This is a genomic window from Lutibacter sp., from assembly GCF_040883305.1.
Classification (GTDB): Bacteria; Bacteroidota; Bacteroidia; order Flavobacteriales; family Flavobacteriaceae; genus Lutibacter.
This window is the reverse complement of sequence record NZ_JBFLKT010000189.1, coordinates 1-16,742: the sequence shown is the minus strand read 5'-3', so window position 1 is coordinate 16,742 and position 16,742 is coordinate 1. Positions and strand designations below refer to the sequence as shown.

The following is a 16,742-nucleotide window of genomic DNA, read 5'->3' as shown; positions in this document are numbered from 1 at the left end:
GTCAAATATTAAAGTGGGTAAGTTGTTTTGCTTTAAGTGTAAATGAAGTGAATGCTTCACTTGGAAGAGTGGTAACCGCTCCAACTAATGGAAGTGCTGGAGTAATCCCTGCAGTGTTAATGTATTATTTAGTAATTGAAAATCACAATGCTACATTTGAACATATAAAACAATTTTTATTAGTTGCTGGTGAAATAGGAAGTCTTTTTAAAAAAGGTGCTACAATTTCTGCAGCTATGGGAGGTTGCCAGGCTGAAATTGGTGTTTCGTCGGCTATGGCGGCTGGTGCATTAACTGAACTGCTTGGAGGCACACCAGAACAAGTTTTAATGGCTAGTGAAATTGCTATGGAACATCATTTAGGATTAACCTGTGATCCTATTGGCGGATTGGTGCAAGTACCTTGTATTGAACGCAATGCAATGGGTGCAATAAAAGCAATTAACGCCGCTGAGCTTGCTTTAGAATCCGATAGTCTGAATGCAAAAGTACCACTAGATAAAGTAATTTCTAGTATGTGGGAAACGTCTAAAGATATGAACTCCAAATACAAAGAAACTTCGGAAGGTGGGTTGGCAGTTGCGGTAAATCTTTCAGATTGTTAGCATAATTTTAGTAATACAACTAATATTTTTTTATATTTGATAAAAGGAATATTAACTTTAATAAAAAAATTCGTTACTCATGAGTAAATTAGATGAAAAAATAGCACTTTATCAAGGTGAAATGAAAAAATTAGGAATCAGTTATGATGCTGATTTATTAGCTAAGGTTACTAAAGGTTTAGGGCCTTCTATTTATAAAAAAGATGCTGAAACCGTTTCTGGGTCAGATGCAAAAGAATTAGGAACAGTAAAAAATAATTTTTTAATCAAAAAATTAGGACTTTCAGATGGACCAAAATTAGATGTTACTATGGAAAAAGTTGTTGAAACTATGGGTAAATCTAATAGAAATAAATACAGAGCTATTTTTTATTATTTATTAGTTAAAGAATTTGGAAAAGAATCTATTTATTAGATTTTTAAGAATTTATTTAAAAGGCTGTTTAAAAAAGCTATAAAAACGTCATTACGAATGCAATGAAGTAATCTCATTCTTATGAACAGATTGCTTAGTACCTCGTAATGACGTTTAAAAATACTTTTAAACAGCCTTTTTTGATAAATAATTATTTCTAATAATCATCATCCTCAGGGCTACCGTCTGGAATGTCTTCTAAATCATCCGTATCATGAACATCATCAAAATTATCTTCATCTGCATCGTACTCTTCCATCGTTTCTTCTAATTTCAAACTTATTTTTACTAAATAGATAGTATCTTCTGTACGAACTTCAACGGCTCTTACAGTTTCATCTTTAGCATTTTTAAACGTAATAATATCCCTATATCCATAACCTGTAGGAAATTTTTCAACCAACATATTTAAAATATCTTCGGTTAATTTGCTATAATCTACAATTACTCTCTTCATAAATTACATATCTAATAAGTAAGCGAAAATTAATGGTGCAACAATGGTTGCATCCGACTCTATAATATATTTTGGTGTATTAATATCTAATTTACCCCAAGTAATTTTCTCATTTGGAACTGCCCCAGAATAAGACCCATAACTAGTTGTAGAATCTGAAATCTGACAAAAATAACTCCAAAATGGTGTATCAGTTCTTTCCATATCTTGGTACAACATTGGTACCACACAAATTGGAAAATCTCCTGCAATTCCTCCACCAATTTGAAAGAATCCAATGCCTTCTTTTGAATTTTCAGTATACCAATCTGCTAAGAACGTCATATACTCAATACCAGATTTCATAGTACTTGCTTTTAATTCGCCTTTTAACACATAAGAAGCAAAAATATTTCCCATTGTGCTATCTTCCCAACCAGGGACCACCATTGGTAAATTAGCTTCTGCAGCAGCAATCATCCAGCTGTTTTTTGGGTCAATTTCGTGGTATTGATCCAACACTCCTGAAAGTACTAATTTATACATGAATTCATGTGGAAAATAACGCTCACCAGCTGCTTCAGCATCTTTCCAAATTTTAAAAATATGCTCTTGTAAGCGTCTAAACGCTTCTTCTTCAGGAATACACGTATCTGTAACTCTGTTTAAACCTTTTTCGAGTAGATCCCATTCGTCTTGTGGGGTTAGATCTCTGTAATTTGGTACTCTTTTATAATGAGAGTGTGCCACCAAATTCATAATATCTTCTTCAAGGTTTGCTCCAGTACACGAAATTATCTGAACTTTGTCTTGTCTAATAATTTCTGCAAATATTTTACCTAATTCTGCTGTACTCATTGCTCCAGCTAAAGAAACTAACATTTTAGATCCTTTTGCTAATTGATTTTCGTATTCTTTTGCCGCATCTACAACCGAAGCTGCATTAAAATGCAAATAATATTTTTCTATAAATTGTGAAATTGCTCCTTTATTAGTAGTCATTTTCTTCGTCGTTAAATTTAGTTAATTTGTTAGTTGGTTCTTTAAAACCTTTTAAATCATCATAGTTATCATCATCAGAATTGTTAAACTTATAGCTTAACATTTTATAATATAATTTTGCCGCTAAAAAGTCTGAAGATTTTTCTTTAGAATTTGGACATAATTCTACAATATCAAAACCAACTACATTTTTTTCTTTGAATATTTTATTCAAAAATTCTAATGTTTCGTACCATAATAAACCTCCTGGCTCTGGTGTACCTGTCGATGGCATTATTGAAGGGTCAAAAGCATCTAAATCTATAGTTAAAAACACATTATCTGTCATTAAATCAATTGCATTTTCCATCCAATAATCATCTTGCGCCATTTCGTGTGCAAAAAACACTTTGTCTGTATCCATTACTGTTTTTTCAATGGCATCCATACTACGAATACCCACTTGAATTAAATTGGTGTTTTGGCTCGCCTCATACACAGCACAAGCGTGGTTACATTTAGAACCTTCGTACTCTTTTCGTAAATCTGCATGTGCATCAATTTGTACTACAGTTAAATTATCGAAACACTCATTAAATGCTCTAATTGAACCAATTGAAATAGAATGTTCACCACCAAATAAGGTAACAAACTTATTCTTTTTAATATATGATTTTGTAATTTGATGCACGGCATCTACCATACTTTCTGGCGACGAATTTTCTGTTACTGCATCTGCTAAATAGATCCCGCTTTTATAAACTTCAGTGTCGGTTTCTATATCGTACAATTCCATATTTTCTGAAGCGTTTAAAAAAGCTTCAGGACCTTTGTCTGCACCTTTTTGCCAAGTACTTGTTCCATCATAAGGAACTGGAATTAAAACTACTTTTGAAGTTTCAATTTTACTGTTTTGTTCAGGGATTCCTGCGTATGTTTTTTTATTCATAACCTAATATTTTTAAAAAATCACTTGGTTTTTGTTGCTCTTTAAAAACTTTGTATTCTAATTTTCCTTCGTTGTTTTTTGAAATAATAATATGTTTTGGTTGTGGTATTAAACAATGTTGTAAACCACCATAACCTCCAATAGTTTCCTGGTATGCACCTGTATTAAAGAACCCAATAAATAATGGTTTTTCTTCTTTATAAACAGGCATATAAATGGCATTTATATGTTGTTCTGAATTGTAATAATCATCACTATCACATGTTAAACCACCTAATAAAACCCTTTCATAAGTATCGTTCCACCTATTTAATGGCAACATTACAAAACGCTTGTTTATTGCCCAGCTATCTGGTAACGTTGTTATAAAAGAGGAATTTATCATATTCCAATTCTCTCTATCGTTTTGCTTTTTTTGGTACAACACTTTGTATAAAGCACCTCCACTTTCTCCAACGGTATAACTTCCAAATTCTGTAAAAATATGTGGTGTTTCTACTTCAGCATCATCACAAGCAATTTTAATTTGAGAAATAATTTCATCAATCATATATTGATAATCATAATCAAATGCCAATGAATTTTTAATTGGAAATCCGCCTCCAATATTTAAACTATCTAATGTTGGACAAATACGTTTTAGATTTATATAAACCTTTAAACATTTACTTAATTCATTCCAATAATAGGCGTTATCTTTAATTCCTGTATTTATAAAAAAGTGTAACATTTTAAGATTCACTTTTTTGTTTTCTTTAATATCGCGTCTGTAAAAATCTACTATATTTTTATAGCCAATTCCTAAACGAGAAGTATAAAACTCGAATTTTGGTTCTTCTTCTGAAGCGATTCTAATTCCAATATTAATTTTTTTACGAATTCCATTGGTTAATAAATCAATTTCTTCATAATTATCAATAATTGGAATACAATTTCTATGCCCGCCATTTATTAAACCTTGTATTTTATTAATATACTCGTCTCTTTTAAATCCATTACATAAAATATAGGTTTTGTCGGTAATTTTACCATCTCTTTTTAAATTCTCAACAATATCAATATCAACTGCCGAAGATGTTTCTATATGAATCTTATTGCTTAAAGCCTCATCTAAAACATGTTTAAAATGTGAGCTTTTTGTACAATAACAATAATGATATCTCCCTTTATATTTATGCTTGCGCATAGATGTTTTAAACCAATTTTTAGCTTTGTTAATGTTTTCGCTAATTTTTGGCAAGTACGTAAACTTTAAAGGAGTTCCAAATTCTTCAGCAAGTTTCATGGTATCGATGTCATGAAAATGCAAATTTTTCTTAGTATCTATTTTAAATTCCTCTTGAGGAAAATCGAATGTTTGATTTATTAAATCAATATATTTAGTATTCATTAATTGTAATTAAGTATTAAAAATTTAATCGGAGCCTAATATCAGGCTAATTTAAAATTAATTGAAATAGCTATACTCTTAATACTGAATACGTGTTCTGATTATCCACACCCATAAATTGGCTGCAAATTTTAAAAATAAAGTTGGTAGAAGTTGTCGTTTTCCTTAATTTCTCGTTGTGCTTCCAAAACACATAGTAACCTAAAAACTTCTTAATAAAAAAGTTACGACCGAAAAAACAAATATTTTTCATTGTCACTAAAAAATAACGGGACAAACTTATATAAAAAAACAATACAATTTTAAAAAAAATAAAATTATCGTGTGAAAACTAATTCTTTTTCATTTGAAAGGTTAGAATCAAACATATAACCTTCTGAATTGAAGCCTTTTAAACCCTCAACAGTTTCTATATTATTATCAATAATATAACGTACCATAAGTCCTCTGGCTTTTTTAGCAAAAAAGCTAATTATCTTTAATTTCTCACCTTTATAATCTTTAAAAACCGGGGTTATTATGGGAACCTTTAATAGCTTAGTATCTATCACTTTAAAGTATTCGTTACTGGCTAAATTTACAAATACTTCATTATTTTCCAATTCCGCATTTAAGGCTTCAGTTACTTTTTTATCCCAAAACTGATATAAATTTTCTTTCCTACCAATTTTTAGTTTAGTCCCCATTTCTAAACGATACGGTTGCATTAAATCTAAAGGCTTTAAAATACCATATTGACCGGATAAAATTCGAAGTTTATTTTGAAGTTGTGCTAATTTTTCAAGTGGTAACGTATAAGCGTCTAAACCTGTGTATACATCGCCACTAAAAGCATATATTGCCTGACGAGCATTTTCTAATGAAAATGGTAGTTGCCAATCTTGATTTCGTTGCCAGTTTAATTCACCCAATTTTGGTGAAATATGCATTAATTCAGATAGCTTCTTAGGAGATTTCTTTTTTAAAACAGCACTTAATTTTTCAGCTTCGTTTAAAAAAATTCCTTGCGTAAATTCTGCTGTTGGAACTGGTGTTTCAAAATCTAAAGATTTTGCTGGTGATATAACTAATTTCATGTGTTTTTTCGTTTTTTAAAAGGTCACATCCTATTTGCTTTTATCATTTTTTTATGATAAACTTTTTAGCACGCTCGTTTCATTTGTATCAATTTATACTATTAAATAAAATTACGGCATTTTTTTAATACTTACCATAGTAAAAGATGGATTTTAATAATACTTTAATAAAAATAATTTATAGTAAAATTACAAGCTTATTTAGTTTGTTTATTTTCCATTTTCTTTTGAATTTAGCAACAAATAAAAAAGAACATGAATACACATAAGCAAAATACACATCTGCTAGCTTCAAAAAAATTAATAGGTTCTGTAGTATCAATTGGAAACGATTGTGCTACTGTAAAATTAACTATTTTAGAAGAAATGATTGTTGACACTTACAATCTTTCTCACGGAAGTTTTGTTTTTGGTTTAGCAGATTATGCCGCTATGGTTGCTGTAAATAAACCAACTGTAGTTTTAGGAAAAGCAACTACAAAATTTCTAAAACCTGTTGTTTTAAACGATGAAGTAACCGCTATTGCAACAATTACTGAAATTTCTGGAAAAAAAATAAGTATTTCTGTAGGTGTAAAAAATCAAAAAGATGAACTCGTTTTTGAAGGTGAGTTTGTTTGTTTTGTTTTAGAAAAACATATTTTAGATAACTAAGTTAATTTTGCTTCTTAACTTAAAAAAGTTGAAATTCGCTTATCAATCAATTAATTTAACTTGATCTTACCGTTAGACATAGACAAAATATTAATGAATAAAAAACCTTTAATAGATTACATACATAAATACATCAACCTAACTGTTGAAGAAGAAACGATGCTTTTTTCTAAATTAATTTATAGAAATTACCTTAAAGATCAGTACATAGTGCAACAAGGAGATGTATGTAAAAGCATTAATTTTATTATTTCTGGAAGTACAAAAACATTTTATGTAGACGCTGAAGGACAAGAACATATAGTTGTGTTTTCTATTGAAGACTGGTGGACATCTGATTTAGGAAGTTTTATGACACAAAAACCAGCCGACTTTAATGTACAGTGTATAGAAAATACGCAGCTCTTTCAATTTACCTATAACAATCTTGAAGAATTATATAAAGAGATTCCAAAACTAGAACGCCTTTTTAGAAAAATTGTAGAACGCGCTTTTGTGGCTTCACAAAAAAGAATTATTAGAAATTTTAGTCTTACAGCCAAAGCACGTTACCAAATTTTTAAGAATACATATCCAAAAATTGAACAGCGAGTTCCTCAATATATGATTGCTTCTTATTTAGGCATTACCAAAGAGTTTTTAAGTAAAATTAAGAGCCAATTAGTTCAAGGTCAATAAAAGTTAATCTAGATTAACTTCATTTCATAATCTACTTCATTTTATATAGTTTAACTATTTTGGACATTTGTACCATAATATTTTAAACATAAAACAATGAAAAATTCAATAAAAAACATTTTAGCAGTTGCAATAGTAGCTTTTGTATCATTTTCTTTTACAACTATAAATAAAAAAGAAATTAAAGTAGAAAACAGTAAAATAGTTTGGAAAGGTTATAAAGTAACCGGATCTCATGAAGGTCTTATTTCCATTAAATCTGGACATTTAAATTTTAATGAAGATAAATTAACAGGTGGAGAATTTATAATAGATATGTCTAGTATAATCTGCACAGATTTAGAAGGTGAATACAAAGGAAAGCTTGAAGGTCATTTAAAATCGGATGATTTTTTTGGAGTTGAAAAGTTTCCAACAGCTAATTTAATTTTTACGAAAGTAAAATCTACTGGTAAAAACTCATACCAAGTAACTGGAGATATAACAATTAAAGAAAAAACTGAAACTGTTATATTTAATCTTTCCGTTTATGGAAACAAAGCAAATGCATCTTTAAAAATAGATAGATCTAAATTCGATGTTAGATATGGGTCTACAAGTTTCTTTGATGGATTAAAAGACAAGGCAATTTATGATGAATTTGATTTAATTGCCGATTTTGAGTTTTAATAAAAAAGTTGAAAATTACAGCATAAGCGTAAATCAATTGATTTACGCTTTTTTTATTTTTAATTTGTATGAAAAGTTATAAATAGCAATATCATTTAGTTTGTTTCTTAACTTAAAAAAGTTGAAATTAGCTTGTTTAACAATTAAAAATCTCGTATTAAAATCTAAAATTAAATGGTTTGAATTTCATGAAAGAATGAACATGACGAAAATTATTGTCCAAATTATGGCGAAAAAAATGATGTAAAAAAAATAACTTTTGTTTCAATAATAGGAATCCTAAAAAGCTTAGGCTAACGATCCAATAAAATTTACTAAATTTTAAAGTATGAAAAAACTAAAAAAAGAAGACATAAATCAAGAGGTTTTTGATTTATACGATGATTATGCTCATAATAAAATTGAAAGAAGGCTTTTTGTAAAAAAATTATCAATGTATGCTGTTGGCGGAATAACCCTTCCTTCTTTACTCAGCTTTATAATGCCAAATTATAAAGATTCAGACTCGCTTAAACAAGATGATCCAAGATTAGATTCCGGTTTTATTAAGTTCGAATCTCCAAAAGGTGGAGGAACTATTAAAGGGTTGCTTTCTAAATTAAAAGATGGAGAAAAAAAGTTACCTGGAATTATTGTTGTTCATGAAAACAGAGGTTTAAATCCTTATATTGAAGATGTAGGAAGAAAAGCTGCGCTAGAAGGTTTTATTTCTTTGGCACCAGATGCACTAACTCCACTTGGAGGATATCCAGGTAACGATGATGATGGAAGAGCCTTGCAAAAAAAACGTGATCGTAATGAAATGCTTGAAGATTTTATTGCAGCATATAATTATCTTAAATCACATAAAAATTGCACTGGTAAAGTTGGAGTTGTAGGCTTTTGTTTTGGTGGGTGGATCTCTAATATGATGGCAGTAAAAATCCCTACACTTTCAGCCGCTGTTCCATATTATGGTGGTCAACCTTCTAGTGAAGAAACACCAAAAATAAATGCGCCACTTATGCTACATTTTGCTGGTTTAGACAAAAGAGTAAATGCAGGTTGGCCTGCTTTTGAAGCATCTTTAAAAGAAAATAATAAGGTATATGAAGCTTTTATTTACCCAGAAGTAAATCATGGTTTTCATAATAACACAACTCCTAGATATGATAAAGAAGCCGCTGAACTATCTTGGAATAGAACAATTTCGTTTTTTAAAGATAATATTAAATAGAAATAATTTTAGCTGACTTTTAGTTTTATGCTTCCAAATACGGATATATGAAAAAGAATAAGTTGTATATTTTCAATAAATAATTAAATATCGAACCATGAAAAATATAATTGTATTGCTTGTTTGTACTTTAATTTCATATGGAATACATTCACAAAGTATAATTGGCGCTTGGGAAAATTACACAACTGCTGAAAATGGAGATAAATTAAAGAACGTAGTTATATTTACCGATGGCAATAACGTTTTAACAACATATAGTGCAACTACTGGAAAATTTATGCACTCTCATGGTGGTTCTTGGAAATTAAATTGTGATCGAATTACAGAGAAAATAGAATTTGATACAACTAATTCTGAACGCGTTGGTACTGAATTAACTTATAAAGTAATTATTTCTGATACTACAATTGAAATTGTTGGTAACAACCAAAAATTAAACCGCCTAGACAATGGTAAACCAGGGAAATTGCAAGGAGCTTGGCTAATGTCGGGAAGAATAAGAGATGGTGAAACTCAATTACGTGATACAAGCAGACCAAGAAAAACAATGAAAATATTATCTGGAACTAGATTTCAATGGATAGCCTACAATACAGAAAAAAAACAATTTATGGGAACAGGCGGAGGAACCTACACAACCATTAATAATGAATATACTGAGAACATCGAATTCTTTTCCAGAGACGATTCCAAAGCAGGACTTAGCTTAACATTTAATTATGAATTGATAGATGGAAACTGGAATCACAAAGGGTTTTCAAGTAAAGGAGATCCTATACACGAAATTTGGAGTTTGCGAGATTAGTTTTATTCAATTGGAGCAATATTTATAGTTTGAGACAACTTCAGAACTTAGTTTATTTCTTCATTTAAATAATTGAAATTTATTTGACAAACGATTAACTTAATTAAATCTATTTCAATTCACCTTTATTTATGTATCTTGATGCCGTTACTACTTTTTTTACTTAACCAAGTGCTAACTAAAAAATAAAAGTGAAGGTTTGTACCCCTAATTATTAGGATTCGAAAATTCATATAACTACAACTAAAATATTTATAATGAAAAAAGGAATGATTAAAGTAAGTGTATTATACCCTAATGGGGAAAATAAAACTTTTGATATGGATTATTATGTTAACAAACATTTACCATTGGTTGGAGGTCTTTTAGGTGATATGCTTAAAGGAGCTACTGTTGAGCAAGGAATAGGCGGCGCAGCTCCTGGATCTCCTGCTCCTTATGCAGGAATGGGTAATATGTATTTTGATTCTGTTGAAGATTTCGGAAGTTCATTTGGTCCTAATGCCGAAAAAATTATGGGAGATTTACCTAATTTTACCAATATAGAACCTATTATTCAAGTAAGTGAAGTACTTGTATAATTGATTTTATCTAATTGATAAGCGCAACCTAAAAAACTCTTTTATTTCTTCTTTAAATGATTTTCAATATCTCTAATATGAAGATTTAGTGCTTTAGCTGAAATTTGAATTTCTTTTATTAAGAGAATTAAAGATAATATTAGCAATATTAGTGCCGTTCCAAATACCCAAACTGCAATCATTTGCTGATGTATATAAATAAGAAACATTGTTAACACACATAACAGCAAACTTGAAATTCCAAATATTTGCATCCAACGTGTAAGATTAATTCTTAACTTAAGATTTTTAATTTGATGAATTAAAGTTGTGTCTTTTTTTTTCTGATAAACAGCATGCAAATTTCTTATAACTGCTGCATACGCCAAAAACCGATTCGTATAGGCAAGCATTATTAACGATATTGCCGAAAATAAAAGTGCTGGTGTAGTTAACGAAAGTTCTTCCATAAATTAGTATTCTAATGCTCTTCCTTTTGATTCACAGTATATGTCCTCCATTTCTCTAAACAATCCGTAATATCTTGTGGGATTTCAGAATTAAAACGTAAAAATTCTTTGGTAGTTGGGTGCTCAAAACCTAAGGTTTTGGCGTGTAAAGCCTGGCGTGGTAAAATTTTAAAACAATTTTCTACAAACTGTTTGTATTTAGTAAATGTTGTACCTTTTAAAACTGCATCGCCACCATAACGTTCGTCGTTAAAAAGTGTATGTCCAATATGTTTAAAATGTGCTCTAATTTGATGTGTTCTCCCTGTTTCTAACTTACATTGCACTAAAGTAACATAACTAAAACGTTCAATTACTTTGTAATGTGTTACTGCATGTTTTCCAAAATCACCTTCAGGAAAAACATTCATTTGCAGTCTGTTTTTTAAACTTCTTCCAATATTCCCTTCAATAGTACCTTCATCTTCTTCAACATTTCCCCAAACAATTGCAAAATACAAACGCTCGGTTGTTCTGTCGTAAAATTGTTTAGATAAATGTGCCATTGCAAATTCAGTTTTGGCAACTACCAACAAACCACTGGTATCTTTATCGATTCTATGCACCAATCCTGGACGTTCGTTAGAGTTGGTTGGTAAATTTTCTATATGATAAATTAACCCATTTACCAACGTTCCGCTATAATTTCCGTGACCTGGATGTACCACCATGCCGGCTGGTTTATTTACAACCATAACTTGGTCATCTTCAAATAAAATATCTAATGGAATATCTTCAGCAACCAATAAATTTTCGTGTGGTGGATGTGCTAAAACAACACGCACAATATCATTCGGTTTTACTTTGTAATTAGATTTTACAGCAACATCATTTACTAAAATATTTCCTGCTTTTGCCGCTTGCTGAATTTTATTTCGGGTTGCATTTTCAATAAAATTCATTAAAAATTTATCTACACGCAAAGGTTCCTGTCCAGGCTTTGCAATACAATTAAAATGCTCGTAAAACTCTTCGTTGTCTGTGTTAATTTCTTCTACACTCATTACTTACTTTCGGTATATCTTCCCGTTCCTTTTCCATCTCCTAACTTTAACGTAATAACAGAATTTTTCGGAATCTTATCGCCTGCTTTTAAATCTTTACCGTTAAATCTTAATCCTCTCACAACATCTTTTGCAATATCTGAAACATAGATTGGATTGTTACTAATTTTAAAACCAATGGAACTAAGTTGTGATGTTACCTGCCTTTTGGTTTTTCCAAAAACGTTTGGAACTTCCACGTTTCTATAACCCGAAGGATTTAAAGTTAAATATATTTTTCTATTTTCTTTTACAAAATCACCCGGCTCTGGATCTTGATCTATAACCGATTTTTTTGGATAATCTGGATTGTAACTGGCAGAATCAATTACGAAAAGCCTTAAATCTAACTCTTTCAACGTTTTTTCAACTTCATTTAAACTCATTTTCTCCAAATTAGGAACTTCAATTTTTTGATCGTGATTTGTAGAAATATTTAACCATTTCATAACCACAAAAACAAATACTACCAAACCAACAAAAGCAATAACTATTTGTTTTAAAAACGTTTTGGACTTTATAAATTGAATTAGACTCATTTTTTATATTTTAATTTTGCAAAGATACTTTTTTTTGAATTGAAATTTTTATTTGAAAATGATAAAAACATAAAACTGGCATATTTACCAAAAGAAATAACCTTTATAAGGTTTAAAGCATAAAAACTTTCCAACTTTTAACCTAACAACTTTTAACTTTATTTATGTAAGTTTGTATTTATTGAATAAAACTAAAAATGAAGAAAAATATTGCCATTATTATGGGTGGTTACTCCTCTGAGGTTGAAATTTCACTAAAAAGTGGAGCGGTTGTTTACCAACATCTTTCCAAAGAAAAATACACTACTTATAAAATTCATATTTTAAAAAACAAATGGGTGTTGGTTGATGATAATAACCAAGAGTATCCCATAAATAAACACGATTTCTCGACAGAAATTAAAGGCGAAAAAATTACATTCGACTGTGTTTTTAATGCAATTCACGGAAATCCAGGCGAAAACGGAACCATTTTAGCTTATTTAGAACTGCTCGAAATTAAACACACCTCTGCTCCTTTTTATCAAATGGCATTAACTTTTAACAAACGAGATTGTTTAAGCGTAGTAAAACCTTATGGCATAAAAACAGCAACTTCGTATTATTTAGATAAAGGCGACATCATTAATGTTGATGCAATTATAAAAAAAGTAGGTTTACCTTGTTTTGTAAAACCTAATAACGCGGGTTCAAGTTTTGGAATTTCAAAAGTAAAAACAAAAGAAGAAATGATTCCCGCTATTAAAAAAGCTTACATAGAAGATTCGCAAATTTTAATTGAAGCATTTTTAGATGGTTCTGAAATTACCATCGGTGTTTTAAATTTCAACAATGAAATTAAAGTGTTACCAATGACGGAAATTGTGACCGAAAACGACTTTTTTGATTATGAAGCAAAATATTTAGGAAAATCTGAAGAAATTACACCTGCACGTATTTCAGATGAAATTCATAAAAAATTAGAAAAAACGGCTATAAAAGTGTATAAATCACTAAATATGAGTGGTTTTACACGTTCCGAATTTATTTTGGTAAATGGCGAACCTCATTTTTTAGAAATGAATACCGTTCCCGGTTTAACTGCTGCAAGTATAATACCGCAACAGGCAGCCGAAGCTAATATTAGCTTACAACAACTTTTTGATAATGCCATAGAAATGGCTTTAAAAAACTAATTATGCGAAAAGCAATTTTTCCTGGATCGTTTGATCCAATTACCTTAGGTCACGTAGATATTATTAACAGAGCTTTGCCTCTATTTGATAAAATTGTGATTGCAATTGGAATAAATGCTGATAAAAAATATATGTTTTCTTTAGAAGAGCGTATTCAATTTATAAAAGAAAATTATAAAAATGAACCTAAAATAACGGTAGAAACCTATTCTGGATTAACAACAGATTTTTGTCAGAAAATAAATGTCGATTTTATTTTAAGAGGTCTTAGAAATCCAGCAGATTTTGAATTTGAAAAAGCGATTGCACAAACCAATAGAAAACTTTCAAACATAGAAACTGTGTTTTTATTGACCTCGGCAGATACTGCTTTTATAAGTTCAAGTATTGTTAGAGATGTGTACAGACACGGTGGCAATATTACAAGTTTTGTTCCTAAAAGTGTTCACAAAAAATAGAACTGTTATTTATGAAGAGAATAATTCTTTTATTTTTTGTTGTTACTATTTCTTGCAATAAAACCACTGAAAAAAACACAGTAGATTTTACCACTAAGTTTGAAAGATCTGAAGGATTAGAAACCACAACGTATGCTGAAACTATTGCTTATTTTCAACAATTAGCTAGTGAATTTCCAGAAATCTCAATTCAGGAAGTTGGTGAAACAGATAGTGGGAATCCACTTCATTTAGTAGTATTTAATAACAATACAACGTTTGATTTCAATAAAATTAAAGAAAGCTCAAAAAATGTAATTTTAATAAATAACGCCATTCATCCGGGTGAATCCGATGGTGTGGATGCTTCAATGTTATTGTTAAGAAATATTGTTCAAGATAAAAATAAGGTTAAAGAATTAGATAATATTATTTTAGCTTTTATTCCTATTTATAATGTTGGTGGAGCTTTAAATAGAAACAGTTATTCCAGAGCAAATCAAAACGGACCAAAAGAATACGGTTTTAGAGGAAATGTAAGAAATTTTGATTTAAATAGAGACTTTATAAAAGCAGATACTAAAAATACACGTGCTTTTGCTGAAATTTTTCATTTGGTAAATCCTGATGTTTTTATTGATAATCACGTAAGTAACGGAGCAGATTATCAGTATGCAATTACACATTTATTTACGCAACATAACAAATTAGGAAACGATTTAGGTGCTTTTATTGAAAACAATATGCGATCGGAAATTGAAGCCTATTTACTTAAAAAAGACATTATAATTACACCTTATGTTAATGTTTGGGGAAGCACGCCTGAAACTGGTTTTAGTCAGTATTTCGATTCCCCAAGATATTCTACAGGATATACCACATTATTTAATTCTTTAGGATTTATGGTGGAAACACATATGTTAAAACCTTATAAACAACGTGTAGAACAAACATACAGTTTATTGGAAAGTGCCATAGATTTCACAATAAAAAATGGTTCAAAAATTAAAGAATTACGTAAAAATGCAGTTGCAAAAATTTTAGAACATAAAACGTATCCAATTACTTTTGAAGTGGCTCGAGACACGTTTACCAAACTCCAATTTAAAGGGTACGAAGGAAGTTTAATAAACAGTAAAGTAACCAACGGAAAACGCTTATTTTACGATAAAACCAAACCGTTTACTAAAAGTGTTGACTACTACAATCAGTTTAAAATTAAAAATGAAATTACTATTCCCAAAGCCTATATTTTAAATCAAGGTTGGTGGAAAATAATAGACCGATTAAATGATAATAATATTGAATACACTATTTTTAAAAATGATACCATAATTACAGTTGAAGAGCAACATATTAAAGATTATAAAACAAGAAATTCAGCTTACGAGGGCCACTATCCACATTATAATACTACTGTTACAACTTCAACAAAAGAAATTACTTTTAGTAAAGGCGACATTTATATTCCTGTAAATCAGTTTGGCGCTAGATATATTATGGAAACTTTAGAATCTTCAGCAACAGATTCTTTTTTTAACTGGAATTTTTTCGACAGTATTTTACAACGGAAAGAAGGTTATTCTGCCTATGTTTTTGAAGATATTGCTGAACAATTTTTAATTGAAAATCCGTCAATAAAAAAACAACTTGAAGAGAAAATAAATACAGATAAAGATTTTGCTAAAAACCCAAGAGCACAACTTGATTTTGTCTATAAAAATTCTCCCTATTACGAAACTGCACATTTAAAACTACCAATTTATAAAGTGTTTTAACTTGCTTATAATGGATTTAAATTCAAAAGCGATACAATCACAATACGAAGGTTTCTTTAACACTCCCCAACTTTGGAAAAATAATGATGTTTTTGGATTGCAACAATTTGAACTATCTAAAATAAAAAACACAACATTTGAAGGTGTTTTACAAAAAAATCAACGTTTGGGAAAACGCGTTGAGAGTTTTTTAAGTCATCAATTAAAGCTAGATGCTTCAATTAAAATTTTAGTAGAAAATACACAAATTCAAAATAAAAAAATTACTGTTGGTGAGTTAGATTTTTTAATTGAAACTCCTAAAAAACGAATTCATTTAGAAGTTATTTATAAGTTTTACTTGTTTGATGCTTCGGTTGGAGAAACAAAATTAGAACATTGGATTGGACCCAATAGAAGAGATAGTTTAGTCTCGAAACTAAACAAGTTAAAAGACAAGCAATTACCATTACTTTACAATCCGTTTACAAAACCATTATTAACGAAATTGAACTTAAAAACTGAAATTATTCAGCAACAAGTTCTTTTTAAAGCGCAATTATTTATTCCGTTTCAAACAAATAATACCGAAGTTAAACCGCTTAATAACAATTGCATAAAAGGATTTTACATTCATTTTAATGAATTACAGCAATTTAATTCTTGTAAATTTTACATTCCTTCAAAAATAAATTGGTTGCAAGAAATTCAAACACAAACCAAATGGCAATCTTTTGAACAGTTTGTACAAACTATTGAAGCGTTTTTAAATCAAAAATCTGCACCACTTTGTTGGTTAAAACATCCAAACGGAGAAACTGAAAAGTTTTTTGTTGTTTGGTGGT

20 protein-coding genes are annotated in these 16,742 nt (G+C 29.7%); 12 read left to right on the top strand and 8 right to left on the bottom strand.

The features are described from left to right. Together AB1Z17_RS06180 and AB1Z17_RS06175 are read left to right on the top strand one after the other, a co-directional pair. Positions 1-605, top strand: a 605-nt coding sequence (locus AB1Z17_RS06180) for an L-serine ammonia-lyase, iron-sulfur-dependent, subunit beta (protein ID WP_368050921.1), incomplete at its 5' end; no start/stop codon positions are given. A gap of 79 nt (positions 606-684) precedes the next feature. Then, positions 685-1,020 carry a DUF2853 family protein gene (locus AB1Z17_RS06175; protein WP_368050920.1) on the top strand — a complete coding sequence of 112 codons (336 nt, stop codon included), beginning with the start codon at positions 685-687 and terminating at the stop codon, positions 1,018-1,020. A gap of 157 nt (positions 1,021-1,177) precedes the next feature. Here AB1Z17_RS06175 and AB1Z17_RS06170 read toward each other — a convergent pair whose 3' ends face one another. The 5 genes from AB1Z17_RS06170 to yaaA form a co-directional block, all read right to left on the bottom strand. Then, positions 1,178-1,477, bottom strand: a complete 300-nt coding sequence (locus AB1Z17_RS06170) for a hypothetical protein (RefSeq protein WP_368050919.1) — start codon at positions 1,475-1,477, stop codon at positions 1,178-1,180. A 3-nt stretch (positions 1,478-1,480) separates the two neighbouring features. After that, complete coding sequence (locus AB1Z17_RS06165) at positions 1,481-2,458, bottom strand: deoxyhypusine synthase family protein (RefSeq protein WP_368050918.1); 978 nt, start codon at positions 2,456-2,458, stop codon at positions 1,481-1,483. Next, positions 2,448-3,386 carry an agmatinase gene (gene speB, locus AB1Z17_RS06160; RefSeq protein ID WP_368050917.1) on the bottom strand — a complete coding sequence of 313 codons (939 nt, stop codon included), beginning with the start codon at positions 3,384-3,386 and terminating at the stop codon, positions 2,448-2,450. The genes AB1Z17_RS06165 and speB overlap by 11 nt, the downstream gene beginning before the upstream one ends. Then, positions 3,379-4,776, bottom strand: a complete 1,398-nt coding sequence (locus AB1Z17_RS06155; RefSeq protein ID WP_368050916.1) for an arginine decarboxylase — start codon at positions 4,774-4,776, stop codon at positions 3,379-3,381. Before AB1Z17_RS06155 ends, speB begins: the two co-directional genes overlap by 8 nt. Before the next feature lie 317 nt (positions 4,777-5,093). Continuing rightward, positions 5,094-5,852, bottom strand: coding sequence for a peroxide stress protein YaaA (yaaA, locus tag AB1Z17_RS06150; RefSeq protein WP_368050915.1), 759 nt, complete (start codon positions 5,850-5,852; stop codon positions 5,094-5,096). Positions 5,853-6,107: 255 nt separating this feature from the next. Between yaaA and AB1Z17_RS06145 the strand changes: the two genes are divergently transcribed. The 6 genes from AB1Z17_RS06145 (at position 6,108) to AB1Z17_RS06120 (ending at position 10,458) form a co-directional block, all read left to right on the top strand. Next, entirely contained in the window at positions 6,108-6,506 is a 399-nt protein-coding gene (locus AB1Z17_RS06145) for a PaaI family thioesterase (RefSeq protein WP_368050914.1), read from the top strand. Positions 6,507-6,599: 93 nt separating this feature from the next. Continuing rightward, a complete protein-coding gene (locus AB1Z17_RS06140; RefSeq protein ID WP_368050913.1) occupies positions 6,600-7,184 on the top strand; it encodes a Crp/Fnr family transcriptional regulator in 585 nt (194 codons plus the stop codon). Between the two features lie 96 nt (positions 7,185-7,280). Further along, on the top strand, positions 7,281-7,853 hold the full coding sequence (locus tag AB1Z17_RS06135) for a YceI family protein (protein WP_368050912.1): 573 nt from the start codon (positions 7,281-7,283) through the stop codon (positions 7,851-7,853). 328 nt (positions 7,854-8,181) lie between these two features. Further along, complete coding sequence (locus AB1Z17_RS06130) at positions 8,182-9,069, top strand: dienelactone hydrolase family protein (RefSeq protein ID WP_368050911.1); 888 nt, start codon at positions 8,182-8,184, stop codon at positions 9,067-9,069. A 97-nt stretch (positions 9,070-9,166) separates the two neighbouring features. Continuing rightward, entirely contained in the window at positions 9,167-9,877 is a 711-nt protein-coding gene (locus AB1Z17_RS06125) for a membrane or secreted protein (RefSeq protein ID WP_368050910.1), read from the top strand. Between the two features lie 257 nt (positions 9,878-10,134). Further along, a complete protein-coding gene (locus AB1Z17_RS06120; RefSeq protein ID WP_368050909.1) occupies positions 10,135-10,458 on the top strand; it encodes an EthD family reductase in 324 nt (107 codons plus the stop codon). Between the two features lie 41 nt (positions 10,459-10,499). Here the strand turns inward: AB1Z17_RS06120 and AB1Z17_RS06115 are convergent, their stop codons facing one another. The 3 genes from AB1Z17_RS06115 to AB1Z17_RS06105 are packed head-to-tail and all read right to left on the bottom strand — an operon-like array spanning position 10,500 to position 12,528. Continuing rightward, a complete protein-coding gene (locus AB1Z17_RS06115) occupies positions 10,500-10,907 on the bottom strand; it encodes a DUF2721 domain-containing protein (RefSeq protein WP_368050908.1) in 408 nt (135 codons plus the stop codon). An 11-nt stretch (positions 10,908-10,918) separates the two neighbouring features. Further along, entirely contained in the window at positions 10,919-11,950 is a 1,032-nt protein-coding gene (locus AB1Z17_RS06110) for an RluA family pseudouridine synthase (RefSeq protein ID WP_368050907.1), read from the bottom strand. After that, complete coding sequence (locus AB1Z17_RS06105) at positions 11,950-12,528, bottom strand: PASTA domain-containing protein (RefSeq protein ID WP_368050906.1); 579 nt, start codon at positions 12,526-12,528, stop codon at positions 11,950-11,952. The genes AB1Z17_RS06110 and AB1Z17_RS06105 overlap by 1 nt, the downstream gene beginning before the upstream one ends. Positions 12,529-12,725: 197 nt before the next feature. Between AB1Z17_RS06105 and AB1Z17_RS06100 the strand changes: the two genes are divergently transcribed. From AB1Z17_RS06100 to AB1Z17_RS06085, 4 genes are all read left to right on the top strand, one after another. Next, complete coding sequence (locus AB1Z17_RS06100) at positions 12,726-13,703, top strand: D-alanine--D-alanine ligase (protein WP_368050905.1); 978 nt, start codon at positions 12,726-12,728, stop codon at positions 13,701-13,703. A 2-nt stretch (positions 13,704-13,705) separates the two neighbouring features. Then, entirely contained in the window at positions 13,706-14,161 is a 456-nt protein-coding gene (gene coaD / locus AB1Z17_RS06095; RefSeq protein WP_368050904.1) for a pantetheine-phosphate adenylyltransferase, read from the top strand. Positions 14,162-14,172: 11 nt separating this feature from the next. Continuing rightward, positions 14,173-15,918 (top strand): M14 family metallopeptidase, encoded by a 1,746-nt coding sequence (locus AB1Z17_RS06090; RefSeq protein WP_368050903.1) that lies wholly within the window; start codon positions 14,173-14,175, stop codon positions 15,916-15,918. A 10-nt stretch (positions 15,919-15,928) separates the two neighbouring features. Further along, positions 15,929-16,742 (top strand): DUF1853 family protein (locus AB1Z17_RS06085; RefSeq protein WP_368050902.1); only part of this gene is annotated, 814 nt, incomplete at its 3' end.

Bases quoted from the DNA above. Each gene is read 5' to 3' on its own strand.
- AB1Z17_RS06140 (WP_368050913.1), top strand. From the start codon at position 6,600: ATGAATAAAAAACCTTTAATAGATTACATACATAAATACATCAACCTA.
- AB1Z17_RS06130 (WP_368050911.1), top strand. From the start codon at position 8,182: ATGAAAAAACTAAAAAAAGAAGACATAAATCAAGAGGTTTTTGATTTA.
- AB1Z17_RS06135 (WP_368050912.1), top strand. From the start codon at position 7,281: ATGAAAAATTCAATAAAAAACATTTTAGCAGTTGCAATAGTAGCTTTT.
- speB (WP_368050917.1), bottom strand. From the start codon at position 3,386: ATGAATAAAAAAACATACGCAGGAATCCCTGAACAAAACAGTAAAATT.
- AB1Z17_RS06145 (WP_368050914.1), top strand. From the start codon at position 6,108: ATGAATACACATAAGCAAAATACACATCTGCTAGCTTCAAAAAAATTA.
- AB1Z17_RS06175 (WP_368050920.1), top strand. From the start codon at position 685: ATGAGTAAATTAGATGAAAAAATAGCACTTTATCAAGGTGAAATGAAA.
- AB1Z17_RS06105 (WP_368050906.1), bottom strand. From the start codon at position 12,528: ATGAGTCTAATTCAATTTATAAAGTCCAAAACGTTTTTAAAACAAATA.
- yaaA (WP_368050915.1), bottom strand. From the start codon at position 5,852: ATGAAATTAGTTATATCACCAGCAAAATCTTTAGATTTTGAAACACCA.
- AB1Z17_RS06170 (WP_368050919.1), bottom strand. From the start codon at position 1,477: ATGAAGAGAGTAATTGTAGATTATAGCAAATTAACCGAAGATATTTTA.
- coaD (WP_368050904.1), top strand. From the start codon at position 13,706: ATGCGAAAAGCAATTTTTCCTGGATCGTTTGATCCAATTACCTTAGGT.
- AB1Z17_RS06165 (WP_368050918.1), bottom strand. From the start codon at position 2,458: ATGACTACTAATAAAGGAGCAATTTCACAATTTATAGAAAAATATTAT.
- AB1Z17_RS06120 (WP_368050909.1), top strand. From the start codon at position 10,135: ATGAAAAAAGGAATGATTAAAGTAAGTGTATTATACCCTAATGGGGAA.
- AB1Z17_RS06155 (WP_368050916.1), bottom strand. From the start codon at position 4,776: ATGAATACTAAATATATTGATTTAATAAATCAAACATTCGATTTTCCT.
- AB1Z17_RS06110 (WP_368050907.1), bottom strand. From the start codon at position 11,950: ATGAGTGTAGAAGAAATTAACACAGACAACGAAGAGTTTTACGAGCAT.
- AB1Z17_RS06100 (WP_368050905.1), top strand. From the start codon at position 12,726: ATGAAGAAAAATATTGCCATTATTATGGGTGGTTACTCCTCTGAGGTT.
- AB1Z17_RS06115 (WP_368050908.1), bottom strand. From the start codon at position 10,907: ATGGAAGAACTTTCGTTAACTACACCAGCACTTTTATTTTCGGCAATA.
- AB1Z17_RS06090 (WP_368050903.1), top strand. From the start codon at position 14,173: ATGAAGAGAATAATTCTTTTATTTTTTGTTGTTACTATTTCTTGCAAT.
- AB1Z17_RS06125 (WP_368050910.1), top strand. From the start codon at position 9,167: ATGAAAAATATAATTGTATTGCTTGTTTGTACTTTAATTTCATATGGA.